At 52.9% G+C, this 24,245-nt stretch carries 26 protein-coding genes; 18 read left to right on the top strand and 8 right to left on the bottom strand.

The window, feature by feature from the left end; translation table 11 throughout:
- Nucleotides 1-2 precede the first annotated feature (2 nt).
- From AK59_RS0102020 to AK59_RS0102010, 3 genes are read left to right on the top strand one after another with little or no spacing between them, the layout of a single operon-like run.
- Nucleotides 3-1,097 (top strand): glycosyltransferase family 9 protein, encoded by a 1,095-nt coding sequence (locus AK59_RS0102020; RefSeq protein ID WP_023620211.1) that lies wholly within the window; start codon nucleotides 3-5, stop codon nucleotides 1,095-1,097.
- Nucleotide 1,098: 1 nt separating this feature from the next.
- Nucleotides 1,099-2,004: a sugar glycosyltransferase gene (locus AK59_RS0102015; protein WP_029881899.1), complete on the top strand. Its 906-nt coding sequence runs from the start codon at nucleotides 1,099-1,101 to the stop codon at nucleotides 2,002-2,004.
- Nucleotides 1,991-3,154 (top strand): O-antigen ligase family protein, encoded by a 1,164-nt coding sequence (locus tag AK59_RS0102010; protein ID WP_029881898.1) that lies wholly within the window; start codon nucleotides 1,991-1,993, stop codon nucleotides 3,152-3,154. The genes AK59_RS0102015 and AK59_RS0102010 overlap by 14 nt, the downstream gene beginning before the upstream one ends.
- A gap of 15 nt (nucleotides 3,155-3,169) precedes the next feature.
- Here AK59_RS0102010 and AK59_RS0102005 read toward each other — a convergent pair whose 3' ends face one another.
- The gene (locus AK59_RS0102005; protein ID WP_029881897.1) at nucleotides 3,170-4,132 is read right to left on the bottom strand and encodes a polysaccharide deacetylase family protein; all 963 of its coding nucleotides are present in this window, start codon (nucleotides 4,130-4,132) and stop codon (nucleotides 3,170-3,172) included.
- Between the two features lie 150 nt (nucleotides 4,133-4,282).
- On the opposite strand from AK59_RS0102005, the gene rfaQ reads away from it, so the two are divergent.
- The 7 genes from rfaQ to coaD all read left to right on the top strand — a co-directional run bounded on the left by rfaQ (nucleotide 4,283) and on the right by coaD (nucleotide 11,175).
- On the top strand, nucleotides 4,283-5,353 hold the full coding sequence (gene rfaQ / locus AK59_RS0102000) for a putative lipopolysaccharide heptosyltransferase III (RefSeq protein WP_013094901.1): 1,071 nt from the start codon (nucleotides 4,283-4,285) through the stop codon (nucleotides 5,351-5,353).
- Nucleotides 5,350-6,477: a glycosyltransferase family 4 protein gene (locus AK59_RS0101995; protein ID WP_013094900.1), complete on the top strand. Its 1,128-nt coding sequence runs from the start codon at nucleotides 5,350-5,352 to the stop codon at nucleotides 6,475-6,477. The genes rfaQ and AK59_RS0101995 overlap by 4 nt, the downstream gene beginning before the upstream one ends.
- A 2-nt stretch (nucleotides 6,478-6,479) precedes the next feature.
- Nucleotides 6,480-7,580: a glycosyltransferase gene (locus AK59_RS0101990; RefSeq protein WP_029881896.1), complete on the top strand. Its 1,101-nt coding sequence runs from the start codon at nucleotides 6,480-6,482 to the stop codon at nucleotides 7,578-7,580.
- Nucleotides 7,581-7,591: 11 nt separating this feature from the next.
- A complete protein-coding gene (locus AK59_RS0101985; protein ID WP_013094898.1) occupies nucleotides 7,592-8,581 on the top strand; it encodes a glycosyltransferase in 990 nt (329 codons plus the stop codon).
- Nucleotides 8,582-8,647: 66 nt separating this feature from the next.
- A complete protein-coding gene (gene waaA / locus AK59_RS0101980) occupies nucleotides 8,648-9,922 on the top strand; it encodes a lipid IV(A) 3-deoxy-D-manno-octulosonic acid transferase (protein WP_013094897.1) in 1,275 nt (424 codons plus the stop codon).
- Nucleotides 9,922-10,692: a glycosyltransferase family 2 protein gene (locus AK59_RS0101975; RefSeq protein WP_029881895.1), complete on the top strand. Its 771-nt coding sequence runs from the start codon at nucleotides 9,922-9,924 to the stop codon at nucleotides 10,690-10,692. The genes waaA and AK59_RS0101975 overlap by 1 nt, the downstream gene beginning before the upstream one ends.
- A 3-nt stretch (nucleotides 10,693-10,695) precedes the next feature.
- Nucleotides 10,696-11,175 (top strand): pantetheine-phosphate adenylyltransferase, encoded by a 480-nt coding sequence (coaD, locus tag AK59_RS0101970; RefSeq protein WP_013094895.1) that lies wholly within the window; start codon nucleotides 10,696-10,698, stop codon nucleotides 11,173-11,175.
- Nucleotides 11,176-11,177: 2 nt separating this feature from the next.
- On the opposite strand, the gene mutM is transcribed toward coaD, so the two are convergent.
- From mutM to radC, 4 genes are all read right to left on the bottom strand, one after another.
- On the bottom strand, nucleotides 11,178-11,987 hold the full coding sequence (gene mutM / locus AK59_RS0101965) for a bifunctional DNA-formamidopyrimidine glycosylase/DNA-(apurinic or apyrimidinic site) lyase (RefSeq protein WP_013094894.1): 810 nt from the start codon (nucleotides 11,985-11,987) through the stop codon (nucleotides 11,178-11,180).
- Between the two features lie 74 nt (nucleotides 11,988-12,061).
- Nucleotides 12,062-12,229 (bottom strand): 50S ribosomal protein L33, encoded by a 168-nt coding sequence (gene rpmG, locus AK59_RS0101960; RefSeq protein ID WP_013094893.1) that lies wholly within the window; start codon nucleotides 12,227-12,229, stop codon nucleotides 12,062-12,064.
- A 22-nt stretch (nucleotides 12,230-12,251) separates the two neighbouring features.
- Nucleotides 12,252-12,488, bottom strand: a complete 237-nt coding sequence (rpmB, locus tag AK59_RS0101955) for a 50S ribosomal protein L28 (RefSeq protein WP_002436699.1) — start codon at nucleotides 12,486-12,488, stop codon at nucleotides 12,252-12,254.
- A gap of 217 nt (nucleotides 12,489-12,705) precedes the next feature.
- Nucleotides 12,706-13,374, bottom strand: coding sequence for a RadC family protein (gene radC / locus AK59_RS0101950; protein WP_013094892.1), 669 nt, complete (start codon nucleotides 13,372-13,374; stop codon nucleotides 12,706-12,708).
- 172 nt (nucleotides 13,375-13,546) lie between these two features.
- On the opposite strand from radC, the gene coaBC reads away from it, so the two are divergent.
- The 3 genes from coaBC (at nucleotide 13,547) to slmA (ending at nucleotide 15,911) form a co-directional block, all read left to right on the top strand.
- Entirely contained in the window at nucleotides 13,547-14,758 is a 1,212-nt protein-coding gene (coaBC, locus tag AK59_RS0101945) for a bifunctional phosphopantothenoylcysteine decarboxylase/phosphopantothenate--cysteine ligase CoaBC (RefSeq protein WP_029881894.1), read from the top strand.
- A complete protein-coding gene (gene dut, locus AK59_RS0101940; protein ID WP_015570042.1) occupies nucleotides 14,736-15,194 on the top strand; it encodes a dUTP diphosphatase in 459 nt (152 codons plus the stop codon). Before coaBC ends, dut begins: the two co-directional genes overlap by 23 nt.
- Before the next feature lie 120 nt (nucleotides 15,195-15,314).
- A complete protein-coding gene (slmA, locus tag AK59_RS0101935) occupies nucleotides 15,315-15,911 on the top strand; it encodes a nucleoid occlusion factor SlmA (protein WP_013094890.1) in 597 nt (198 codons plus the stop codon).
- 83 nt (nucleotides 15,912-15,994) lie between these two features.
- Here the strand turns inward: slmA and pyrE are convergent, their stop codons facing one another.
- Entirely contained in the window at nucleotides 15,995-16,636 is a 642-nt protein-coding gene (pyrE, locus tag AK59_RS0101930; RefSeq protein WP_013094889.1) for an orotate phosphoribosyltransferase, read from the bottom strand.
- A 67-nt stretch (nucleotides 16,637-16,703) separates the two neighbouring features.
- Nucleotides 16,704-17,420: a ribonuclease PH gene (gene rph / locus AK59_RS0101925; RefSeq protein WP_013094888.1), complete on the bottom strand. Its 717-nt coding sequence runs from the start codon at nucleotides 17,418-17,420 to the stop codon at nucleotides 16,704-16,706.
- 125 nt (nucleotides 17,421-17,545) lie between these two features.
- Here rph and AK59_RS0101920 point away from each other — a divergent pair, with 125 nt between their 5' ends.
- Nucleotides 17,546-18,409, top strand: a complete 864-nt coding sequence (locus tag AK59_RS0101920) for a YicC/YloC family endoribonuclease (RefSeq protein WP_013094887.1) — start codon at nucleotides 17,546-17,548, stop codon at nucleotides 18,407-18,409.
- 205 nt (nucleotides 18,410-18,614) lie between these two features.
- Nucleotides 18,615-19,232, top strand: a complete 618-nt coding sequence (locus tag AK59_RS0101915) for a trimeric intracellular cation channel family protein (protein WP_013094886.1) — start codon at nucleotides 18,615-18,617, stop codon at nucleotides 19,230-19,232.
- 2 nt (nucleotides 19,233-19,234) lie between these two features.
- Here the strand turns inward: AK59_RS0101915 and ligB are convergent, their stop codons facing one another.
- Nucleotides 19,235-20,905, bottom strand: a complete 1,671-nt coding sequence (ligB, locus tag AK59_RS0101910; protein ID WP_029881893.1) for an NAD-dependent DNA ligase LigB — start codon at nucleotides 20,903-20,905, stop codon at nucleotides 19,235-19,237.
- A 251-nt stretch (nucleotides 20,906-21,156) separates the two neighbouring features.
- Between ligB and gmk the strand changes: the two genes are divergently transcribed.
- From gmk to spoT, 3 genes are read left to right on the top strand one after another with little or no spacing between them, the layout of a single operon-like run.
- Nucleotides 21,157-21,780: a guanylate kinase gene (gene gmk, locus AK59_RS0101905; RefSeq protein ID WP_013094883.1), complete on the top strand. Its 624-nt coding sequence runs from the start codon at nucleotides 21,157-21,159 to the stop codon at nucleotides 21,778-21,780.
- Nucleotides 21,781-21,834: 54 nt separating this feature from the next.
- Entirely contained in the window at nucleotides 21,835-22,110 is a 276-nt protein-coding gene (gene rpoZ, locus AK59_RS0101900) for a DNA-directed RNA polymerase subunit omega (RefSeq protein ID WP_000135058.1), read from the top strand.
- 19 nt (nucleotides 22,111-22,129) lie between these two features.
- Nucleotides 22,130-24,244: a bifunctional GTP diphosphokinase/guanosine-3',5'-bis pyrophosphate 3'-pyrophosphohydrolase gene (gene spoT, locus AK59_RS0101895; RefSeq protein ID WP_013094882.1), complete on the top strand. Its 2,115-nt coding sequence runs from the start codon at nucleotides 22,130-22,132 to the stop codon at nucleotides 24,242-24,244.
- The last annotated feature ends 1 nt before the right edge of the window (nucleotide 24,245 follow it).

Raw genomic sequence — 24,245 nt, 5'->3', positions numbered from 1 at the left:
GAATGAGTTACGTATTTCTGCTGATTTTACTCCTTCCGGTGAAGCTAATCCGGAAGCTGTTCCGCAAAGATACAGGTAAAAACCTGGTCATTCAGACAGCCAAAATCGGTGATTTTGTTAATGCGACGCCCCTGCTGGCATACCTGCAAAAAAGTGATGTGCTTATCAGTCGCAGCGTAGGTGCGCTGGCGAAGCATGACGAAACGATCGAAGAGATTTTTTTTATCGAGCAGCATAAGCGTAGTCTGTGGCGTAAGCTCAGCTTTGCCTGCCGCATCATGAACCGCTACGACAACGTCTATCTTCTACAACCCAACAGCGTAAATCTCTTTTTTGCCGCCGTCTGTAATGCCAAAAACAAACAATTTTTAAGTATTTACACCCGCAGATGGTATCACGGGATTTTCTATCTCACCGCCGACGGTACCGTTGAGCACGGCAAAAAAACGCTATCAGTGACCAATTACCTGAAGCTGGCCGACCGTTCGTTGACGTGGCAGGACTCGCCCAAGCACGCCACAAAGCCGCTGTTCAAACCGGCGACCTACCCGGCAATTCTCGACAAACCTGATGTGATCCGCATCGGCATCAGCATTGCCGCAGGTAATAAAGCCAAAACGGTGCCGCCGGTCATCTGGAAGCGAATTATTGATCGTCTCGCCGACCTGCCCTGCGAGTTTTATGTGTTTGGCGCCCCTGATGAACAGTCGTGGCTGGACGATATCACCCGTGCTTACGGTGACATTCCTAACTTGATCAGTCTGATTGGGAAGATCACGCTGGAAGAACTCCCGTGGGCTATTTCAAAGATGGATTGCTATATCGCGTCTGATTCCGGGAATATTTACATTGCCGATGCAGTGGGTGTGCCTATCGTCATGTTGTTTGGCCCGTGCTGCCATTACGAACAACGCCCTCTCGGCAATGTTCTGTTGATTGGCAATGACGAAAATATTAACTCATACGTATTTGAAACGCGTTACTATTTCAGCCAACCAAAAGAAGAGCTGTTTGCCGTAGGTGAAACCGATCTGGATAAGATTGCCAGTTTATTAACGACCGTGAATAAAAACAAAAAAGAATCACTTGAGGCGTGAAATGGGCTCTTTGACCAAGCAACTGTATCGATATACGCATAAGCGTAATATGCGACATAATGAGAATTTATGGCCATTTATTAAATTATCCCGCAATGAAACCGGTGAAATATGTGATTTAAAATATAAGGGGTTGGATATCAAACTGACTTCCTTATCCTCACTTCACCACCGATTCAATGGTGAGATTCTGATTGCGGCGACAGGCCCTTCAATCAAACATATTGATTTTGCAAAATTGCCGACATCGGTAGCGACCGCTGGCGTGAATGGCGCCTGGCACCTTAATCACCAGCTCAATTTTAGTCTTTATTTCATTGTCGACATGACGTTTATCGACCGTCAAACGGCGCTTTTGAAACGATTAACCGGCTGTAAAAATGTTATTTTATTTACTACCGTTATGGGGATCGTCAAACTTATAAAGCGTTTCTCCTACGAAAACATTCAGTGCGAGATTTGTATTATTGAAGATATTTGTTATGAGACCTACAAACCTTCAATTAAACAGGATAATCTGCGTCAAGCTTTAGCGGACACACCAGAAATTGTTTTCTCTGATACGCATCCGAATATTGCTTTTAGTCGTGATGTGCGACATGGAGTGGTGGATGCTGGCACCGTGATATACTGGGCGCTTCAGATAATTTACTTTCTGGGATTCAAGAAAATTTATATTGCCGGTCTTGATATGAATAATTTCAACCAGCCACGTTTCTATGAAAGCAACGATACGATGTTGCCCTCATTTCTTGAGGATAAAGTGCATAATGTTGTGATCCCCGCGCTAACGCTGGCAAGCACCATTTTCAAAAATGATAACATTTCAGTTATCAATCTCTCTCCTCAAAGCGCTATCCCTGACTCCGTTTTTCCCAGAAAGGATTTTAGTGATGTCTTCAATTAATTTGCAACGCTACATGTTCTATCCTTTTGTGCTCTTTATGTTTTTGAGCATGATTTTTTGCGGTGTCTCACGGGTAAATATCTTATTCCATATCACGCTGGCTCTGTTTATCATCACTATGATTATCAATAGTGAGACACGCACCCGTTTTATCAACGATCGTGACTTCCTTCCTGCACTGGGGATGACCGGTGCCTTTTTGCTTTACTTTTCACTCTCAAATTTGTGGGCGGAATCTTCACATCTTAGCTCAGCCATCAGCCATTCCTTTTATTTATTTATTTTCCTGTGCCTTTATCGTCAGTGTGAGTTACAGGAAAGAAAAAAATACATCATTGGCGCAGCCTATCTCGGTATCGTGGCACTGACGATATTAACGCTGATTTATGTCAATAAAGAGCACATATTTCAAAACCGACTATCGCGTGCATTCCCGTTCTCCCCGGATAATGTCATTGATCTTGGGGGATACATGGCGCTGGGTATTTTGTTGAGCGCCATTCTGGTTCGCGAAACACGTAACTACTGGTTCTATATTCCCGTTCCCCTGCTACTGGTCTGCTTGATTCTGACCCAAAGCCGTGGGCCTTTCCTTTCGATGATTGTCGCCGCTATCGTTGCGTTTCTGTGTAAACCGAAATGGAATTTAAAGCTATTAGCGGGCTCGCTGATCGTATTGTTAGTTATTGGCTCCATCCTCTATTTCAGCGGCTTCTTCGATATATTCATCAAACGCGCGGAAGAATCTTCCCGTGCAGGCTCTGTCCGTTTCGGCATCTGGCAGCATGCCTTTGAAGTGGCGAAGCAAAAAATGATTTTCGGCTGGGGTTTCAATAAAGAGCTTGAATTCATTAACGGCTATGGTCAACCTGTTACCACAACGCATAGCCTTTATTTAGCGACTTTCCTGAAGGGCGGTATTGTGGGGCTTCTGCTACTTTTGAGTATGATTCTCTTTGCGGGCAGACAATGTCTTCGCCACCTTGCTGCTAATCACAAAGCAGAGATTGCGGTTATTGTCTTTGCGCTGATGTTCTATGTTACCCAGGGCATGTTCGTAATCAGCAATCCGCGAGAATACTGGGTGCTATTCTGGCTTCCACTTGCCATTATTTTCAGCACCCCGGTAAAAACTGCGCTGCAAAAATAATTCCAGAGGCGCCGATTAATCGGCGCTTTTTTTATGGGAATAAAACTCCGCCAGCGTCATCCCTACCGTCTTATCGGATAACCAGCTAAAAAGCACTTCAAGATCCTGATACAACCCTTCAATCGCCGCCTCATCTTTAAACGTAGGACTTCCGCCCGGCATAAATTCAGAGGAATGCAGCATAAACTCCACGTAGTCATGTCCCTGAGACAGGCATTGCTGTGCGACCTGAATCATCTGCGACGCATTACCACCGGACGGTCTCAACCAGTTTACGGACGGTGAACGATATTTACCGCGCAGGCGATCGTAGCCCTGTTTGACGGTGTTCAACCAGGCCGGATGCTTATACTGGATGCTCATCGGCACTTCGAGTAAAGGGCTATTGCCCGCTCGTGAGATATCGTCTGTATCAATAAAGTAGGCGTGGTCTGGAAAGTGCTGATAATTGGTTCCGCCATTCCCCTGCGGTGCGCCTTTCGCGTTGCGCCAGTTCACACGCGGCGTAACAGAGCAATCAACCTGGTAGCCCAGTTCGATCAGCAGTCTGGCGTAACGGCTATCAAATGCCCAGCGCCCGGCGCGATGGCTTAACATTTTGGTCTGGAAGGTCTCTTCCAGCAGACGGGTCATGAACACTACTTTCTCGCGCATCACCTCATCTGAAAATTCAATCAAATACGGCTGCCAGCGCCAGTCATCTCCGGTGAGATCGTGTTCAGGAGGGCTATTCCACGCGTGAAGGTGCATCCCGACTTCACCCTGACCGCGGGCGATCACATCTTTGGCAAACTCAATGAAAACCGGCTCAATCGCCATCTCAAAATTTGTCAGCCATACGGGTTTGAAACCGAAACGCTCACAAAGCGTCTGGAATCGCGCCAGATAGCGCGCATTCTCCGTTTTAATGACGCGGTGATTTTGCCAGAGATTATCGCCTTCAGTATCAATCGTGATGATAAACGCTGGTTTTTTCATAATGAGTCCGCAAGACAGGAAAGTTAGCGCTATGTTACGCACTCACCGAAGCATGAGTAAACCCTTCCAGGGAATTTCCTGAGATTATGGAGAAAGAGTGCAAGTCGCTATCAGGTCTATTAGAATTGCCAACAGTACAACGCCAATAAGATGATGATGAATAACTTACCTGACACGCCTGATTTGCGCATTTTACTTATCAAACTCCGCCATCATGGCGACATGTTACTGACCACTCCCGTCATTGATTCGTTACGTCAAAAATGGCCGCAGGCACAGATTGATGTGCTGTTGTATGAAGAAACCCGCGATATGCTCGCCGCACACCCGGCGATCGGTACTGTTTACGGGATCGACCGTAAATGGAAGCAGCTGGGCACGCTGAAACATCTGCAAAAAGAGTGGCAGTTGCTCTGTGCGTTAAGGAAACAGCATTATCACCTGGTGATTAATCTTGCCGATCAGTGGCGCAGCGCTATCGTTACCCGTTTCACCGGCGCACCGGTACGACTCGGGTTCGCTTTTAATAAGCGCAACAACGCATTCTGGCGGTTTTGCCATAGCGATTTGGTCTCTGTGGCCGGGCACAACGCGTTGCACACTGTCGAACAGAACCTCTCTATTTTGTCGCCATTACCGGTCACCGCTCAACCTGCCGTGACCATGGCCTACCATGCCGAAGACTGGCACGAGGCTCACCAAAAGTTGATGCAAAACGGTGTGGGAGACAACTACATCGTGATTCAGCCTACGTCGCGCTGGTTCTTTAAATGCTGGGACGAAGGCAAAATGGCGCAAACCATCACGGCGCTGCAGCAGGATGGCCACACTGTCGTCCTCACCGCCGGGCCGGATAAAAAAGAGCTGGCGATGATCGATCGCATTCTCGCCGCCTCGCCAGAGACGGGGGTCGTCTCGCTGGCAGGTCAGCTCACGTTGCGTCAACTGGCTTCGCTTATCGATCATGCGTCTCTGTTTATTGGCGTTGACTCCGTTCCGATGCATATGGCCGCTGCGCTTCAGACCCCCTGTGTGGCATTGTTTGGCCCATCAAAACTTACCTTCTGGTCACCCTGGCAGGTTAATGGGGAAGTCATCTGGGCAGGTGATTACGGCCCACTGCCCGATCCAGACGCCATTGATACCAAAACAAAAGAACGCTATCTCGACGCCATTCCCGTTGATGCTGTCGTCTCCGCCGCAAGGAGATATCTGTCATGAAACACCATCGCCTGGCGATTGTTCGCCAAAAGTATCGCCCGGATGGCGGGGCAGAACGCTTCGTGTCTCGCGCCCTTACCGCGCTGAGCAACCAAAATCTCGAGCTCAACGTCATCACGCGCGAATGGCAGGGTGAGAAGCAGGACGACTGGCATATTCATATTTGCGATCCGCGCAAATGGGGCCGCATCAGCCGCGAGCGCGGATTTGCGCATGCCGCACGTGCGCTCTGGCAGCAGCAGCAGTTTGATATTGTGCAAAGCCACGAGCGCATTCCGGGCTGTGACATTTATCGTGCAGGCGACGGCGTACACCGACGCTGGCTCCTGCAGCGCGCACGCATTCTGCCTGCCTGGCGTGCAAAACTGCTGATGCATGATCGCTATCACCGCTATGTGATGAATGCCGAACGTGAAATGTACCAGGCGCCGGAGTTAAAGGCGGTTATCTGTAATGCGGAGATGATCAAGCGCGAAATCGTCGAAGACTTTGATATTGACGCAAAAAAAATACATGTGATTTATAATTCAATTGATTCCACCCGTTTCGTTCCGGCAGAAGAGGCACAACGTATTGCATTGCGTCAGCAGTTTGGTTTGCCGACCGATGCCGTCATTTTCTGCTTCGTAGGGTCAGGATTTGAACGAAAAGGATTGGCCAGCGCTATACGCGCCGTTGCGGGTACTGCGGCGTGGCTGATTGTGGTTGGGCAGGATAAAGCAGAACGTCGCTATCGCGACCTCGCCCGTTCATTAGGCTGCGAGGGGCAAATCCGTTTTCTGGGGATGCAAAAAGAGACGCTGCCATTTTATCAGCTATCTGATGGTTTACTGCTACCAACGCTGTATGATCCTTTCCCTAACGTCATTCTTGAAGCGATGGCCTGCGGTTTGCCGGTCATTACATCAGAGAGTTGCGGTGGGGCAGAATTTATTCAGCAAGGCCAGAACGGATTTTACTGTGACGCACTTGATATCAGCACCCTGAAGGAGGCGGTAGCGGCCACCCCTTCGCTGGAAAAAAATAACGATATGGGACGAGCGGCACGGGAACGTGTAAAAGACGCCACCCCCGAAAAACTGTCAAGTCAGCTTATTTCGCTTTATCAAAAATTACTGGATTAAAAATGCGCATCCTAATGATTATTGATGGTTTACCCGGTGGAGGAGCTGAAAAAACGGTTCTTACACTCTCCAGCGGATTAACAGAGATGGGGCATCAAGTCTCTCTCTTCTCGCTGCGGAAAGTGTGCGACTACGCCATTCCGGAAGGCATCGATTATCAGGTCGTTCAGGATACCTGCAAAAAACCGTGGCGGAAGCTGACGGAGATCCCACGCCGCGCCAGGCTGCTGGATCAGGCTATCGAGCGGGCGGAGCGCAGCGGCAAATTTGATGTGGTGTTCTCGCATCTGCACAAAACTGACCGCATCGTGGCGCACTGCCGCGCCCTGGAGCGCGATAAAGTCTGGTTCTGCGTGCATGGCATGTTCTCATTCTCCTACCTTCGTCATCGCCGTGGGCTTTCACGCTGGTTTAAACACACTAAAATTCGCCATACCTACGAAAACCGCAACGTGGTCGCCGTCTCAGGCGCCGTGTTGAAAGATCTTTCAGAAACGCTGGCCCTGAATCTCCGACGCACAGCGGTAATCCATAATCCTTTTGATATTCCTGAAATCCAGCGTCTGGCGGACGCCCCCTTTGAGATGCAGGGAAAGGATTACATCATTCACGTCGGCCGCTTCCATGAGCACAAGCGCCACGATCGCCTGCTACGGGCGTTCGCGCTGAGTCAGCTCAATACCACGCTGGTTATGATGGGCAATGGCTCTGAGGCTAAAATTCAAAAGCTTAAGCAGCTTGCCCGCGAACTGGGCATTGAAGACAAAACGGTTTTCCGTCCGTTCGAACCTAATCCTTATCCCTGGATTAAAGGGGCACGCCTTTTAGTGTTAAGTTCTGACTGCGAAGGTTTTGGTAATGTGCTGGTTGAATCCATTATCTGCCAGACGCCACCCGTCAGTACACATTGTCCAGGTGGCCCCGCCGAAATCCTCAAGGGAGACTTATCCCGCGGTCTGGCAGAGATGAATGACGAGTCTCTGGCAAAAACGCTGGCGGATATTTATACCTCTCCACCGGTCGTTGATCGCGCAACCATTGCATCGTTCGGTATCAAGGCCATTTGCCAGCAATATATTGCTTTGGTCGACAATCAAAAATAATCAGGTTTCTTATGCAAAATTCAGCGCCATTATTAAGCGTAGTGGTAGCCGTTTATAACGGTGAAGCGTTCCTGGATCAGTTCTTTACCTGCCTTGTGGATCAACGCATCGACAGCATGGAAGTCATCATCGTCAATGACGGCTCCACAGACCGTTCGATGCAGATCGTCGAAAACTGGCGCGAAAAGCTGCCGCAGATGCAGGTTATTGAGCAGCAAAATCAGGGTGTATCCATCGCGCGTAATACCGGTCTGGCCGTCGCGACGGGCCAATATCTCTCTTTCCCTGATATTGATGATGTCTTTAAACCCGGCATGTATCAGCACCTGCTTGATATGGCTGTTACGCAACGTCTTGATGTCGCTACCTGTAACGGCAACTACGTCTGGGAAAATAATAAGAAGCCTTCACGCCCTATTTTCCCTGAAGACAAACTGGCATCAACGGGCGTCATGTCCGGCCCTGCATGGCTCAAAATGGCGCTCGACTCCCGTAAGTTCCTGCACGTGACCTGGCTGAACATCTATCGTCATGACTTTATTCGCGAGCACGGTTTTCACTTTGAACCGGGGTTGCGCCATCAGGATATTCCGTGGACCACAGAAGTACTGCTGGCGGCGGAGCGGGTGCAGTACACCAGTGAACGTTACTACGACTACTACATTCACTCTGCGTCGGTGTCTCATATGCCGGACAATGACGACACGCTCATTCGCTCGGCGCGTCACTACATGAAAATCCTGCAGATGCTCGATGCCATTAATCAGCGCTACCCCGATAAAGTGAAAGGGATCCCTGCTTGCCACTGGCAAATTGCCAAAGAAGGGCTGGGCATCATTCATACTTTCGACAACATGAAAGATGAGCAGAAAAAGGCATTTATTATCAAAGAGTTTTTCGATAAAGGGATCTGGAAACTCATCTGGAAAAATGCAAAAAGTCCCCGACTGCGCTGGCGACTGGGCCGTCGTTACTTCCGTTTGAAGCGCTATGTGGCATAAGAGATAGCTTTACCTGGCCCAAATGCTTAGAATTTGCCCGCCGAAACTAAAAAGACGGATAATCGCTTGGAATTGTTGTATACCGCCCTGCTCTATATCATTCAGCCACTGGTGTGGCTGAGACTGCTGCTTCGTAGCCGTAAAGCGCCTGCGTACCGAAAACGCTGGGCTGAACGCTATGGCTTCTGTCGCAATAAAGTTGCCCCGGACGGTATTCTGCTGCATTCCGTTTCTGTTGGCGAAACGCTGGCAGCGATCCCGCTGGTTCGCGCCCTGCGTCACCGTTATCCGTCGCTGCCGATCACCGTCACGACCATGACCCCGACCGGCTCTGAGCGCGTGATGTCCGCCTTCGGTAAAGACGTGCATCACGTCTATCTGCCTTACGACCTTCCCTGCGCCATGAACCGTTTTCTGGAAACCGTTCGCCCTAAACTGGTGATCGTGATGGAAACCGAGCTGTGGCCGAATATGATTTCCGCTCTGCATGCCCGTAAGATTCCACTGGTGATCGCGAACGCGCGTCTGTCTGAGCGGTCGGCGAAAGGCTACGGCAAACTGGGGAAATTTATGCGCCGCCTGCTCAGCAAGATCACACTGATTGCTGCGCAAAACGAAGAAGACGCAGCGCGCTTTATCTCGCTTGGCCTGAAACGCAACCAGCTGGCGGTGACAGGCAGCCTGAAATTCGATATCTCCGTCACGCCTGAACTTGCGGCCCGTGCTATCACGCTGCGCCGCCAGTGGGCACCGCGTCGCCAGGTCTGGATTGCGACCAGCACCCATGATGGCGAAGAGGCAATTATCCTGCAGGCACACCGTAAGCTGCTGGAGAAATTCCCCGATTTGCTGCTGATTCTGGTGCCTCGCCATCCCGAGCGTTTTAAAGACGCCCGTGAAATGGTGCAAAAAGGCGGCTTCAGCTTCACCCTGCGCAGCAGCGGTGAGATCCCCTCCACCAGCACGCAGGTGGTTATTGGCGATACCATGGGCGAGCTGATGCTGCTGTATGGCATCGCTGATCTGGCCTTTGTTGGCGGCAGCCTGGTGGAGCGTGGTGGCCATAACCCGCTGGAGCCAGCGGCCCATGCCATTCCCGTGCTGATGGGTCCACATACCTTCAACTTCAAAGATATCTGTGCGAAATTGCAGCAAGCGGAAGGGCTAATTACCGTGACCGATGCGGATTCAGTGGTCAAAGAGGTCTCGACTCTGCTGACCGACGAAGATTACCGCCTGTGGTACGGTCGTCATGCCGTCGAAGTGCTGCATCAGAACCAGGGTGCCCTCACCCGTCTGCTGCAGCTTCTGCAACCTTATCTGCCGCAGCGGAGCCACTAATGTCAACGCGCCTGTCGGTCGTTCTGATCGCCAAAAACGCTGCCGACCTGCTTCCGGATTGCCTGGCCTCCGTTGCCTGGGCTGACGAAATTATCCTGCTCGACTCCGGCAGTGAAGACAACACGGCGGACGTTGCCCGCGCAGCGGGTGCAAAAGTCTATACCAACACCGACTGGCAAGGTTATGGCATCCAGCGCCAACGCGCGCAGGGATATGCCACCGGTGATTATGTACTGATGCTCGACACAGACGAGCGCATCACGCCGGAGCTGCGTCAGGCTATTCAGGCGGTGCTTGCCACACCAACGCCGGGCACGGTCTACAGCATTGCGCGTCGTAACTATTTCCTTGGCCGTTTTATGCGTCACAGCGGCTGGTACCCCGACCGGGTCACGCGCCTCTACGAGCGCGAGCGGTATCAGTACAATGATAATCTGGTCCATGAATCCCTGGCCTGCGACAGTGCGCCAGTCGTCCCTCTGACGGGCGATCTTTTGCACCTGACCTGCCGGGATTTCGCCAGCTTCCAGCGTAAACAGCTCAACTATGCCACCGCCTGGGCACAGGAGCGCCATCAGCGCGGCAAGAAGGCCACGCTGACAGGTATCTTCACCCATACGCTGGGGGCGTTTCTGAAAACGCTGCTGCTGCGTGGCGGCGTGCTGGACGGTAAACAGGGCTGGTTACTGGCCGTGGTAAATGCCCAGTATACTTTCAACAAATACACCGAGCTGTGGGCGCTCAGCCGCGGCTACTCAGAGAAAACGTGAGCCATGAGCACAAAAGCGATTTATCCAGGTACCTTTGATCCGATCACCAATGGTCATCTTGATATCATCACCCGTGCGGCGTGCATGTTCGACAAGGTGATTCTGGCGATTGCTGCCAGCCCCAGTAAAAAACCGATGTTTGACCTGAACGAGCGTGTTGCGCTTGCCACCGAGGCCATTGCGCACCTGCCGAACGTTGAGGTGGTGGGCTTCAGCGATCTGATGGCTAACTTTGCCCGCGCTCAGCAGGCGACGATTCTGATCCGTGGCTTACGCGCGGTGGCAGACTTCGAGTATGAGATGCAGCTGGCGCACATGAATCGTCATTTGATGCCGGAGCTGGAAAGCGTATTTCTGATGCCATCCAAGGAGTGGTCGTTTATCTCTTCCACGCTGGTGAAAGAGGTGGCGCGTCATCACGGGGACGTTACCCATTTCCTGCCGGTTAACGTCCACCAGGCGTTGATGGACAAGCTAAAGTAGCGTTATTTCTGGCACTGACGGCAATAGAATGTGGCGCGCTGGGCATGCTTTGTTGCGATGATCGGCGTTCCACACACCCTGCACGGCTCGCCTTTGCGGCCATACACCTGCAGCTCCTGAGCAAAATAGCCTGGCTTACCATCGCTTTGCAGGAAGTCCTTCAGCGTCGTTCCCCCCTGCTCAATTGAGCGAAGCAGCACCGCTTTAATCACCCGCACCAGCAGCTCACACTCCTGCGCCGACAGCGAAGAGGCCAGCCGATCGGGATGGATCCCGGCTGCAAACAGCGATTCGCTGGCATAGATATTCCCCACGCCGACCACCAGTTTGTTATCCATCAGCCAGGGTTTAATCGGGGTTTTCTTTTTCGCACACTTCGCTTTCAGGTATTCCGCGTTAAACGCTTCTGAAAGCGGCTCTGGCCCCAGATGTGCCAGTACGCTATGTCCTTCCAGTTCTTTGGTCCACAACCATGCGCCAAAGCGGCGGGGATCGGTATAACGCAACACTTTGCCGTTACTCATCACCAGATCGACATGGTCATGCTTTTCCGCAGGCAGCTCTTCAGTGAGGATCCGCAGGCTGCCGGACATGCCAAGATGAATGATGATCCAGCCATCGGGCAGCTCCAGGAGCAGATATTTCGCGCGGCGCTGGACGCTGAGGATCGGTTTATCGCTTAACGCATGGATCTCATCAGAAACCGGCCAACGGAGGCGACCGTTACGCACGGTAGCATGAAGAATAGTCGCGCCGACCAGATGCGGCTCAATACCGCGGCGGCTGGTCTCCACCTCAGGTAATTCAGGCATGATTCCTCCGTAGTAAGATGCAGAATGCAAAAAACCCCGCAGTTGCGGGGTTTTTCAATACAAGGCGGCTAAAATTATTTGATTTTAGCTTCTTTGTACATTACGTGCTGGCGTACAACTGGATCGAATTTTTTCAGTTCCAGTTTTTCCGGCTTAGTACGTTTGTTCTTCGTGGTGGTGTAGAAGTGACCTGTACCAGCAGAAGAAACCAGCTTGATTTTCTCGCGAATACCTTTAGCCATGATTTATTTCCTCTTTAAGTACTTAGTACTTTTCGCCACGGGCACGCAGTTCGGACAGAACTGTATCGATGCCTTTCTTATCAATTACACGCATACCTTTAGCAGATACGCGCAGGGTGACAAAACGCTTCTCGCTCTCAACCCAGAAACGGTGAGAGTGCAGGTTCGGCAGGAAACGGCGTTTAGTCGCGTTCAGTGCGTGGGAACGGTTGTTACCGGTCACCGGACGCTTGCCAGTAACTTGGCAGACTCGGGACATGTCTATTCTCCAAAAATCAAATTAGCTCGAGCTTCGTATGGGGTATCGGCGCCTCGTCAGGCTTTACAGCCCGGTCATCGCATAGTTCTATTGAACTCTCGATTGCCAGGCCCAAATGCCAAACCCGAGATTCTCAAAGGTGGCGTAGTATACGCTGACTCGGCGGTGTGCTCAAGTCCCGAACAGACAAAGATCCCGATGGATCGCGAGAAATAGCCTAAATCCAGCCATGTTCTGCAAAAGAAAGGTACTCTCCGCGGCCAATTATCAGATGGTCCAGCACACGAATGTCCATGAATTGACAGCATTTGACAATGCGGTCGGTGATCTCTTTGTCAGCTCTGCTTGGTTCTGCACAGCCAGAAGGGTGATTATGCGCGAGTATCACGCCGGCTGCATTCAATTTTATTGCTTCGCGCACAATTTCACGCGGATGAACCTCTACATGGCTTAGCGTGCCCGAGAAAAGGTGGCTATGCTTGAGCACCCGGTTCCGGTTGTCGAGAAAGATCACCATAAAGATCTCGCGTTCAATATCGGTTAACTGACTTTGCAGAAACTCGCGCGTCATCGCAGGAGTCAGTATCGGGTCCTCCTCCTGCATACGAACACACTGAAAACGGCGGGCCAGTTCGGCAATCCCCTTGAGCTGGGCATATTTCGCCACACCGATACCCTCCACATGCGCAAACTCCGCCAGTTCCGCCGTCATCAAACCGTAGAGTGAGCCAAAATGGCCTATCAGATCTTTTGCCAGCGTAAAGACCGTTTTGCCCGGCGTACCGGTGCGCAAAAAAAGCGCCAGCAGTTCCTCATCTTTTAGCAAAGTGACGCCATAGCGCAGCAATTTTTCGCGCGGTAAGAGCAGTTCATCCTCGTCTTCCATGCTTTTTCTCCCTGTTTTTTGCCCATCTTGCCATAGGCTACTCAGGTACCTGACTCTCGCGTCTCGTTCTTGCGTAACGCCTCGCAAAGTGACCGAAGGACAAGATCACCCCGTTTTTGGGATTGTGATAAAATGCCCGCTCTCTGGTGAAACCCAACAGGAAAGAATCATGATGAGCCTGGCCGGTAAAAAAATCGTTCTTGGCGTTAGCGGCGGCATTGCAGCCTATAAAACGCCGGAACTGGTGCGCCGTCTGCGCGAGCGCGGGGCCGACGTACGGGTCGCGATAACCGAAGGCGGAAAAGCCTTTATCACTCCTCTGAGCCTGCAGGCCGTTTCAGGATACCCGGTATCTGACAGCCTGCTTGACCCTGCCGCAGAAGCCGCGATGGGCCATATTGAGCTTGGGAAATGGGCAGACCTGGTTATCCTTGCCCCCGCCACGGCCGATTTAATTGCCCGCGTTGCCGCCGGGATGGCGAACGATCTGGTTTCGACCATTTGTCTGGCCACGCCCGCTCCTGTTGCCGTCGTGCCGGCCATGAATCAGCAGATGTATCGCAATGCCGCGACCCAGCATAATCTACAGACGCTGGCCTCGCGCGGCCTGCTGATCTGGGGGCCGGACAGCGGGAGCCAGGCCTGTGGCGATGTCGGCCCAGGCCGTATGCTTGATCCATTGACTATTGTCGATATGGCCGCGGCCCATTTTTCGCCTGTCAACGACCTGCAACATCTCAACATCATGATTACAGCCGGCCCAACGCGCGAGCCGCTGGATCCGGTACGTTACATTACCAACCACAGCTCCGGTAAAATGGGCTTTGCGATTGCGGCCGCAGCGGCGAAACGCGGCGCGAACGTCACGCTGGTCAGTGGCCCGGTCTCGTTACCTACGCCGCCTTTTGTGCAGCGTATTGACGTCACCACCGCGCTGGAAATGGAGGCCGCGGTACAGGCCCATGCGCAAAACCAGCAGATTTTTATCGGTTGTGCTGCCGTCGCGGACTACCGAGCAGAGACCATTTCCGATGCCAAAATCAAAAAGCAAGGCGATGAATTAACACTAAAAATGGTGAAAAACCCGGATATCGTTGCTGGCGTCGCCGCGCTGAAAACCCATCGTCCTTACGTTGTTGGGTTTGCCGCAGAAACAAATAATGTGGAAGAATATGCCCGGCAAAAACGTACCCGCAAAAACCTCGATTTGATTTGCGCGAATGACGTATCGCTGGCCACGCAAGGATTTAACAGCGACAGCAACGCACTGCACCTTTTCTGGCAGGATGGAGATAAAATCTTACCGCTTGAGCGCAAGGAACTCCTGGGCCAACAATTACTGGACGAGATCGTTACCCGTTATGATGAAAAAAATCGACGTTAAGATTCTGGACCCGCGTGTTGGCGAGCAATTCCCGCTGCCAACCTATGCCACCTCCGGCTCTGCCGGTCTTGACCTGCGCGCCTGTCTCGATGACGCCGTAGAACTGGCTCCGGGTGCGACCACCCTGATCCCAACGGGCCTGGCGATTCACATTGCTGACCCTTCACTGGCGGCGGTGATCCTGCCACGTTCAGGCCTGGGTCATAAGCATGGTGTCGTGCTGGGTAACCTGGTCGGCCTGATCGACTCTGACTACCAGGGCCAGCTGATGGTCTCCGTCTGGAACCGAGGTCAGGACAGCTTCACCATTGAACCGGGCGAGCGTATCGCGCAGATGGTCTTTGTACCTGTGGTGCAGGCAGAATTTAACCTGGTGGCAGACTTTGATGCCACCGACCGTGGCGAAGGCGGCTTCGGCCATTCCGGGCGCAAATAACCGCCCGACAGACACGCATCTCACAGCGCCATAATGTCATAACAAACCGCAAACGCCAGTTTGCGGTCGCTGTGTGGATGCCAGCCTGACAAGTGCTTATTTTCAGGGGTATTTTGCAACATGGCAGAAAAACAAACCGCGAAAAGGAACCGTCGCGAAGAAATACTTCAATCTCTGGCTCTGATGCTTGAATCCAGCGATGGCAGTCAACGCATCACCACCGCAAAACTGGCCGCCTCTGTAGGCGTGTCTGAAGCGGCGCTGTACCGTCATTTCCCGAGCAAAACCCGGATGTTCGACAGCCTGATCGAGTTTATCGAAGACAGTCTGATCACGCGCATCAACCTGATTCTGAAAGACGAAAAAGACACCACTGCGCGTCTGCGTCTGATTGTGCAATTGATTCTGGGATTTGGAGAACGTAACCCGGGCCTGACCCGTATTCTGACTGGCCATGCGCTGATGTTTGAGCAGGACAGACTGCAGGGTCGCATCAACCAGCTTTTCGAACGTATTGAAGCGCAGCTGCGCCAGGTACTGCGTGAAAAGAAAATGCGTGAAGGCGAAGGTTACAGCACGGATGAAACGCTGCTGGCAAGCCAGATCCTGGCGTTTTGCGAAGGCATGCTCTCCCGTTTTGTACGCAGTGAGTTCAAATACAGCCCAACGGACGATTTCGACGCCCGTTGGCCGTTAGTGGCGGCGCAGTTGCAGTAACGTCGTTGCCGGATGGCGGCTTCGCCTTATCCGGCCTACGAATTGCGCAGGCCCGGCAAGCGACGCGCCACCGGGCGATTCCGTTACACGCCGAACTCTTCGCGATATGCCCGCACCGCAGCCAGATGATCCGCCATCTCTGGCTTCTCTTCCAGATACGCAATCAGGTCTTTCAGGTTGATGATTGACGTCACTTTGCAGCTGTAATCACGTTCAACTTCCTGAATGGCCGAGATTTCACCACGACCCCGTTCCTGGCGGTCCAGAGAAATCAACACGCCAGCCAGCGTCGCGCCGTTGGCCTGGATAATCTCCATGGATTCGCGAATGGCGGTACCCGCGGTGATGACGTCGTCCACCAGCATCACGCGCCCCTGCAGTGGGCTGCCGACCAGGTTGCCGCCTTCACCGTGGGTTTTGGCCTCTTTACGGTTAAAGCAGTACGGCACGTCGCGGTCATGGTGTTCTGCCAGCGCAACCGCGGTGGTGGTCGCAATCGGAATGCCTTTATAGGCCGGGCCAAACAGCAGGTCGAAATCAATCCCTGAATCCACCAGCGCTTCGGCATAGAAACGGCCTAACAGCGCCAGATCGCGCCCGGTATTGAACAGCCCGGCATTGAAGAAATAGGGGCTCTTGCGCCCGGATTTCAGCGTAAACTCGCCAAACTTGAGGACCTGCTTGTTAAGCGCAAACTCAATAAACTGGCGCTGATACGGTTTCATGGATTCGCTCCTTTGTCTTTTCTGTCTTACAGGCAAAAAAAAGGCGACTCATTGGTCGCCTTTAAAATCAATTTTCTAACGCCGCTTTCTGCGTCGTTACAATAGATTCAATTCCCCCTCGGGCCAGAGCCAGCAAGGTGAGAAGTTCTTCGTGGGTAAACGGTTCGCCTTCTGCGGTGCCCTGCACCTCAATGATACGTCCGTCTTCGGTCATCACCACGTTCATGTCAGTTTCGGCGGCGGAGTCTTCTACGTATTCCAGATCGCAAAGCGCTTCACCGTTAACGATACCAACGGACACCGCGGCAACCATCCCTTTCATTGGGTTTGTTTTCAGCTTACCGGCCGCAACCAGTTTATTCAGGGCATCAGCCAGCGCTACACAGGCGCCGGTAATTGATGCAGTACGCGTGCCACCGTCAGCCTGAATGACGTCGCAGTCCAGGGTAATGGTGAATTCGCCCAGCGTTTTCAGATCAACAGCGGCGCGCAGCGCACGCGCGATGAGGCGCTGAATTTCCATGGTACGGCCGCCCTGCTTACCCTTTGCCGCTTCACGGGCATTACGGGTATGCGTTGCACGCGGCAGCATGCCGTATTCAGCCGTGATCCAGCCCTGGCCCTGACCTTTCAGGAAGCGCGGAACGCCTTCTTCAATGGAAGCCGTGCACAGCACTTTGGTGTCACCAAACTCAACCAGAACGGAGCCTTCAGCGTGTTTTGTATAGTTACGGGTCAGGGTGACGGGACGCACCTGATTGGCGCTACGACCTGCTGGACGCATGATGAATTCTCCGGCTTGAAACGAATGTGGCTGCGCATTATACGGATAAAGGACGCTTATTCCTATCCTGAGAAGCCCCTGAAAGCTATAATCCCCCCATCTCTCCTTTAAAAACGGGAATATCTATGATCCGCAGTATGACCGCCTACGCCCGGCGTGAAATCAAGGGTAGCTGGGGTAGCGCTACCTGGGAAATGCGTTCGGTAAACCAGCGCTATCTGGAAACCTATTTCCGTATGCCGGAGCAGTTCCGCAGCCTTGAGCCTGTGGTGCGTGAGCGTATCCGTACGCGTCTGACGCGCGGCAAAGTGGAATGTAACCTGCGTTTTGAGCCGGATGCCAGCGCGCAGGGCGAACTGATCCTCAACGAAAAACTGGCAAAACAGCTCGTCAATGCGGCGAACTGGGTCAAAATGCAAAGCGACGAAGGCGAAATTAATCCGGTTGATATTCTGCGCTGGCCTGGCGTCATGGCAGCCGGTGAACAGGATCTGGATGCAATTGCCGCTGAAATCCTTGCCGCCCTCGACAGCACGCTGGATGACTTTATCGTTGCTCGCGAAACCGAAGGCCAGGCGCTGAAAGCGATGATTGAACAGCGCCTTGAAGGCGTCAGCGCCGAAGTGGCAAAAGTACGTACCCATATGCCGGAAGTGCTGCAGTGGCAGCGCGAGCGTCTGGTTGCCAAACTGGAAGAAGCGGAAGTTCAGCTGGAAAATAACCGTCTGGAACAAGAGCTGGTGCTGATGGCGCAGCGCGTTGACGTTGCCGAAGAGCTGGACCGTCTGGAAGCACACGTTAAAGAGACCTACAACATTCTGAAGAAGAAAGAAGCCGTTGGTCGTCGTCTCGACTTTATGATGCAGGAATTCAACCGCGAGTCGAATACCCTGGCGTCTAAATCAATCAATGCCGACGTGACGAATTCCGCCATTGAGCTCAAGGTACTGATTGAGCAGATGCGCGAGCAGATCCAGAATATCGAGTAATACCATTCGGGTGGCGTCGACCGACGTCACCCATTATTATTTCTAATCCATTTTAACCCGTCTTTTCTCGCTTTGCCGCCACCAATCAACCTTCTCCGCTATGGGTTGATAAAATTTTATAGGGCAAACCCGCTCACTTTAGAAAATCTCAATCGTGATCGTGCGCACAAAACGTTAACCTTCCCGGCTTCACACCGGAGGTTATATGCTGCTTCACACTCTTTATCTCATTGGCATCACTGCAGAAGCCATGACTGGCGCGCTTGCAGCCGGTCGTCGCCGAATGGATACCTTCGGCGTAATCATTATTGCCACAGCGACCGCGCTGGGCGGAGGTTCCGTGCGCGATATTCTGCTGGGCCATTACCCGCTGGGCTGGGTGAAAAACCCCGAGTACGTGATTATTGTGGCGACCGCCGCCGTAGTAACCACCATTGTCGCGCCCGTTATGACCCATCTGCGTCGCCTGTTTCTGGTGCTTGATGCGCTCGGGCTGATTGTCTTTTCTATCATTGGCGCACAAATCGCGCTCGATATGGGTGAAGGGCCAGTTATCGCCACCATTGCCGCCGTGGTGACCGGGGTGTTTGGAGGCGTGCTGCGCGATATGTTCTGCAAACGTATTCCTCTGGTCTTTCAAAAAGAGCTGTATGCCGGCATCTCCTTCGCCGCAGCGGTGCTCTATATTGCCCTGCAGCATTATGTTTCGAACCATGATGTGGTGGTCATCTCCACGCTGCTGTTCGGCTTTACGGCCCGCATGCTGGCGTTGCGACTGAAGCTCGGCCTGCCGGTGTTTCACTACAAACACAGCGCTCACTAATTTCAGAATCCCTTGATGTGCTGTTCAGCCAGCCACTTTGCCAGCACATCCACCTCCGGCGCGTGGAGCCAGTTAACGATTTGCCGCGCTTTCTCCTCTCCGGTCCCCGGCAAGGTCTGCCAGTCCATAGCGCTACGCTGGTGCATGGTCTGCCATGATAGCTCTCCGGCGGCTTTCAGAGTCGCCTGAGCCAGCGGAACCCCCATCGCCATGATCCAACGAATAAAAGGACGCTCGCGCACCAGATTAAACTGATGCCAGAGCGCCAGTCCGCGTGCAGCCGAAAACCCCGGCGTGGTTTGCAGCTGTGCCTGGGTTAACAACAGCCATGAGAAAATATGTTCAAAGCGATGTGCCTGCCAGAGCGACCGCCAGCCTGACTCGCCTAAACCGGCAATATCCAGCCCCTGCTTAGAACTGAGCCACGTCAGCCGGGCAAAGAACTGCTCCATACATTCCGGTGAAGCGTAAAAACAGCTGAGAGAATGGTACTGCGGGACTGGAGGTTCTGGTTTTTGCCGGTCGGTCCCTCGCCAGACGACTTTGTCGAATCGGGGGATCCCCTGTCCGGCCAGGCTTACCTGGATCTGATCGCCCGGCGCGATATCCAGCCTTTGCCAGCGGCCAACGGACCCCAGGCTAACCCGCTGCACCTGTTTATCATCCAGCCGTACCGGCTCCAGCGCCGCCACAACGGCAATTTTACCCGTACGGCCCACAGTGAAGTGAATATCCCGTACTTCAGCAACCTGCGCGACAGGGGGATATTTCCATGCAACAACCCAACTGCCCTCTCCAGGCAGCCAGTTTTCACCCGGCAGTTCATCCGCCGAGCGAACCACAATGCCGTCCGTGGCAAAGGGTAATGCTGCGGTGTGCCACGCTGAGCGCTGCTTTTCGACGACCTCAATATGCTCTACGGGCAAGGTATAGCGCGCCGTCAGGGTAAACCCCGCGTCAGACAGTTCCGCCAGTGCGGTTTTCATCTCTTTTGGCCCGTCTGGCCAGGCCCAGATGAATACCCCAACCTCTCTCAAAAACGCGTTATCCTGCTGGCGCATCATCGCACCTGCGACTTTTGCGCGTGCATTCATTCCGCCCATCTGCTGCTGAATGTGGTTTTCACGCTGCCAAAAAAGCTCTCCCTGTAACACGCTGTTCGCCAGCGCGCCGGAAAGGTGTTGTGGCACCGACGGTATTAAACGCACCTGCGATGTCCAGTCTTCACCTTTTAGCCCATCGCCACGGCTAATGGCCTGAGCCAATGTTCCCCCCCGATACACCAGCGTTACCGCTACACCGTCAACTTTGGGTTGCATCCAGAGATTGCGCCGGGCATGCATCCACTGGCCAAGCTCTTCTTTACTGCTCACCTTATGAACCCCTGTATGGGCGACAGGGTGTTTGATACGTCCCGTCAGGGCGGGAAGTGCTGCGTCAGGTGATGCATGCCCAAAACAGTGCTGCCACTGTTTTAACCGCCCGTTGAGCTGGTCATACACTTCATCGTTCACTTCGCTGATACCCTGCTGCCAGTAGGCGTCATCCCAGCGTTTGATTTGTGCACTTAACGTCGCAATCTCTTTCTCCGCCCTCGCCTGAGACCACACCGGGCACACCGCCGCCGCAGAACCACACCACAACAGCATGAAGCCGCTTATCCATCGCCACATCGCTACCCCTCCTTTACGTTGCTGGAGGTATAACCCGGCGACGAAAACCACGCTAATGGCAACATTGCGCTTTACGAGGCGCTATCCAGAGTGAATTTATGTTGCTGCAAAACACAGGTAAAACCTGAAAACGACACGCAAAATGCAATAATCCTGGGGAAAAAGTGTGACAAAGGCTACGTCACACAGCGGCGACGTGTATAATAAGCCCGTATGTAGGACTTCTTCGTTAACACATACAAAAGACTCTCATGGCTCAAGGCACGCTTTATATTGTTTCTGCCCCTAGTGGCGCGGGTAAATCCAGCCTTATTCAGGCACTGTTAAAAACCCAACCGTTGTATGACACTCAGGTTTCTGTTTCACACACCACGCGTAAACCGCGTCCGGGTGAAGTGCACGGTGAACACTATTTCTTTGTCGATCACGACGAATTTAAAGCGATGATTGGCCGAGACGCGTTTCTTGAACACGCAGAAGTTTTCGGGAACTACTACGGTACTTCGCGTGAAACCATTGAGCAGGTTCTGGCAACCGGCGTGAATGTGTTCCTGGATATCGACTGGCAGGGCGCACAGCAAATTCGCAAGAAAATGCCTGATTCGCGCAGTATCTTTATTTTACCGCCGTCGAAAGATGAGCTGGATCGCCGCCTGCGTGGCCGCGGTCAGGACAGCGAAGAGGTCATTGCAAAGCGTATGGAACAGGCAGTTGCAGAAATGAGCCATTACGCCGAATATGATTACCTTATTGTGAATGATGATTTTGATGCCGCACTGAGCGATCTCAAAACCATCCTTCGCGCAGAACGTCTGCGTATGAGCCGCCAGAAGCAGCGACATGACGCATTAATCACCAAACTGTTGGCAGACTGAACCCACTTTCAGTATTATGCCCAGTCATTTCTTCACCTGTGGAGCATTTTAAGTATGGCACGCGTAACTGTTCAGGACGCTGTAGAGAAAATTGGTAACCGTTTTGACCTGGTGCTGGTCGCCGCGCGTCGCGCTCGTCAGATGCAGGTAGGCGGAAAAGATCCGCTGGTACCGGAAGAAAACGATAAAACCACCGTTATTGCACTTCGCGAAATCGAAGAAGGTCTGATCAACAACCAGATCCTCGACGTGCGTGAGCGCCAGGAGCAGCAAGAGCAGGAAGCCGCAGAACTGCAGGCCGTAACCGCCATTGCTGAAGGTCGTCGTTAATTAAACCTGCGGGTCGCCCTTGTATCTGTTTGAAAGCCTGAATCAACTGATTCAAACCTACCTGCCTGAAGACCAGATTAAGCGTCTTCAGCAGGCTTATCTCGTTGCACGTGACGCTCACGAGGGCCAGACACGTTCAAGCGGTGAACCCTATATCACGCACCCGGTAGCGGTGGCCTGCATTCTGGCCGAGATGAAACTCGACTATGAAACGCTGATGGCCGCTCTGCTGCACGACGTGATCGAAGATACCCCTGCCACTTACCAGGATATGGAACAGCTGTTTGGCAAAAGCGTTGCCGAACTGGTGGAAGGGGTGTCCAAGCTTGATAAGCTGAACTTCCGCGACAAGAAAGAGGCGCAAGCCGAAAACTTTCGCAAGATGATTATGGCGATGGTGCAGGATATCCGCGTCATTCTCATCAAACTCGCTGACCGTACCCACAACATGCGCACGCTGGGCTCACTCCGCCCGGACAAACGTCGCCGCATTGCCCGTGAAACCCTCGAAATCTACAGTCCGCTGGCGCACCGTTTAGGTATCCATCACATTAAAACCGAGCTGGAAGAGCTGGGTTTTGAAGCGTTGTACCCGAACCGCTATCGCGTCATTAAAGAGGTGGTGAAAGCCGCCCGCGGTAACCGTAAAGAGATGATTCAAAAGATCCTCTCGGAAATTGAAGGACGTTTACAGGAAGCGGGCATTCCCTGCCGCGTGAGCGGTCGCGAAAAACACCTGTATTCTATTTACTGCAAAATGGTGCTCAAAGAGCAGCGTTTTCACTCGATCATGGATATTTACGCGTTCCGCGTGATCGTCCACGATGCCGACACCTGCTATCGCGTGCTGGGGCAGATGCACAGCCTCTACAAGCCGCGTCCAGGGCGCATGAAAGATTACATCGCCATACCAAAAGCGAACGGCTATCAATCTTTGCATACCTCGATGATCGGCCCACACGGCGTCCCTGTTGAAGTGCAGATCCGCACAGAAGACATGGACCAGATGGCGGAGATGGGTGTCGCCGCACACTGGGCCTATAAAGAGCACGGTGGTGAAAGCAGCACCACGGCACAAATCCGCGCCCAGCGCTGGATGCAGAGCCTGCTCGAGCTGCAGCAGAGTGCGGGTAGCTCGTTTGAATTTATCGAGAGCGTAAAATCCGATCTCTTCCCGGATGAGATTTACGTTTTCACGCCTGAAGGGCGTATTGTCGAACTGCCTGCGGGCGCGACCCCGGTCGACTTCGCGTATGCCGTGCATACCGATATCGGCCACGCCTGCGTAGGCGCACGCGTTGACAGACAGCCTTATCCGCTGTCTCAACCGCTCGCCAGCGGCCAGACAGTCGAAATCATCACCGCACCGGGCGCACGTCCAAACGCGGCCTGGCTGAACTTTGTTGTGAGCTCCAAAGCGCGCGCCAAAATCCGTCAGCTGCTGAAAAACCTCAAGCGTGATGACTCCGTCAGCCTTGGGCGTCGTCTGCTCAACCATGCGTTGGGTGGCAGCCGTAAGCTGGCAGAGATCCCACCAGAACATATCCAGCGTGAACTCGACCGGATGAAGCTCACCTCTCTGGACGATCTGCTGGCGGAAATTGGGCTGGGTAACGCCATGAGCGTCGTGGTAGCCAAAAACCTGCAGCAGGGCGAAGCAATACCTTCCGCACCTGGCGCATCCGGCCACGCGCATCTGCCGATCAAAGGCGCGGACGGGGTGCTTATCACCTTTGCGAAGTGTTGCCGTCCAATTCCTGGCGATCCGATTATTGCGCACGTCAGCCCGGGCAAAGGGCTGGTTATCCACCATGAATCTTGTCGTAACATCCGCGGCTATCAAAAAGAGGCGGAGAAGTTTATGGCGGTCGAGTGGGATAAAGAGACGGCGCAGGAATTTATCACCGAAATTAAGGTGGATATGTTCAACCACCAGGGTGCCCTGGCGAACCTGACGGCAGCGATCAACACGGCCTCTTCCAACATTCAGAGCCTGAATACGGAAGAAAAAGATGGCCGCGTGTACAGCGCCTTTATTCGTCTGACCGCCCGCGACCGCGTGCATCTGGCAAATATTATGCGCAAGATCCGCGTCATGCCGGACGTCATTAAAGTCACCCGAAACCGAAACTAGT

This window comes from Enterobacter sp. T1-1, from assembly GCF_000710795.1.
Lineage (GTDB): Bacteria > Pseudomonadota > Gammaproteobacteria > Enterobacterales > Enterobacteriaceae > Enterobacter > Enterobacter cloacae.
This window is presented reverse-complemented; position numbering and strand designations above follow the sequence as displayed.

Excerpts from the sequence above, each read along its gene's own strand:
- AK59_RS0101985 (WP_013094898.1), top strand. The coding sequence starts at position 7,592 with ATGCAAAATTCAGCGCCATTATTAAGCGTAGTGGTAGCCGTTTATAAC.
- mutM (WP_013094894.1), bottom strand. The coding sequence starts at position 11,987 with ATGCCTGAATTACCTGAGGTGGAGACCAGCCGCCGCGGTATTGAGCCG.
- AK59_RS0102005 (WP_029881897.1), bottom strand. The coding sequence starts at position 4,132 with ATGAAAAAACCAGCGTTTATCATCACGATTGATACTGAAGGCGATAAT.
- slmA (WP_013094890.1), top strand. The coding sequence starts at position 15,315 with ATGGCAGAAAAACAAACCGCGAAAAGGAACCGTCGCGAAGAAATACTT.
- rph (WP_013094888.1), bottom strand. The coding sequence starts at position 17,420 with ATGCGTCCAGCAGGTCGTAGCGCCAATCAGGTGCGTCCCGTCACCCTG.
- coaBC (WP_029881894.1), top strand. The coding sequence starts at position 13,547 with ATGAGCCTGGCCGGTAAAAAAATCGTTCTTGGCGTTAGCGGCGGCATT.
- AK59_RS0101995 (WP_013094900.1), top strand. The coding sequence starts at position 5,350 with ATGAAACACCATCGCCTGGCGATTGTTCGCCAAAAGTATCGCCCGGAT.
- AK59_RS0101990 (WP_029881896.1), top strand. The coding sequence starts at position 6,480 with ATGCGCATCCTAATGATTATTGATGGTTTACCCGGTGGAGGAGCTGAA.
- ligB (WP_029881893.1), bottom strand. The coding sequence starts at position 20,905 with ATGTGGCGATGGATAAGCGGCTTCATGCTGTTGTGGTGTGGTTCTGCG.
- AK59_RS0101915 (WP_013094886.1), top strand. The coding sequence starts at position 18,615 with ATGCTGCTTCACACTCTTTATCTCATTGGCATCACTGCAGAAGCCATG.
- AK59_RS0102015 (WP_029881899.1), top strand. The coding sequence starts at position 1,099 with ATGGGCTCTTTGACCAAGCAACTGTATCGATATACGCATAAGCGTAAT.
- AK59_RS0102020 (WP_023620211.1), top strand. The coding sequence starts at position 3 with ATGAGTTACGTATTTCTGCTGATTTTACTCCTTCCGGTGAAGCTAATC.
- coaD (WP_013094895.1), top strand. The coding sequence starts at position 10,696 with ATGAGCACAAAAGCGATTTATCCAGGTACCTTTGATCCGATCACCAAT.
- rpoZ (WP_000135058.1), top strand. The coding sequence starts at position 21,835 with ATGGCACGCGTAACTGTTCAGGACGCTGTAGAGAAAATTGGTAACCGT.
- dut (WP_015570042.1), top strand. The coding sequence starts at position 14,736 with ATGATGAAAAAAATCGACGTTAAGATTCTGGACCCGCGTGTTGGCGAG.
- rpmB (WP_002436699.1), bottom strand. The coding sequence starts at position 12,488 with ATGTCCCGAGTCTGCCAAGTTACTGGCAAGCGTCCGGTGACCGGTAAC.
- pyrE (WP_013094889.1), bottom strand. The coding sequence starts at position 16,636 with ATGAAACCGTATCAGCGCCAGTTTATTGAGTTTGCGCTTAACAAGCAG.
- AK59_RS0101920 (WP_013094887.1), top strand. The coding sequence starts at position 17,546 with ATGATCCGCAGTATGACCGCCTACGCCCGGCGTGAAATCAAGGGTAGC.
- AK59_RS0102010 (WP_029881898.1), top strand. The coding sequence starts at position 1,991 with ATGTCTTCAATTAATTTGCAACGCTACATGTTCTATCCTTTTGTGCTC.
- AK59_RS0101975 (WP_029881895.1), top strand. The coding sequence starts at position 9,922 with ATGTCAACGCGCCTGTCGGTCGTTCTGATCGCCAAAAACGCTGCCGAC.
- rpmG (WP_013094893.1), bottom strand. The coding sequence starts at position 12,229 with ATGGCTAAAGGTATTCGCGAGAAAATCAAGCTGGTTTCTTCTGCTGGT.
- gmk (WP_013094883.1), top strand. The coding sequence starts at position 21,157 with ATGGCTCAAGGCACGCTTTATATTGTTTCTGCCCCTAGTGGCGCGGGT.
- rfaQ (WP_013094901.1), top strand. The coding sequence starts at position 4,283 with ATGATGATGAATAACTTACCTGACACGCCTGATTTGCGCATTTTACTT.
- radC (WP_013094892.1), bottom strand. The coding sequence starts at position 13,374 with ATGGAAGACGAGGATGAACTGCTCTTACCGCGCGAAAAATTGCTGCGC.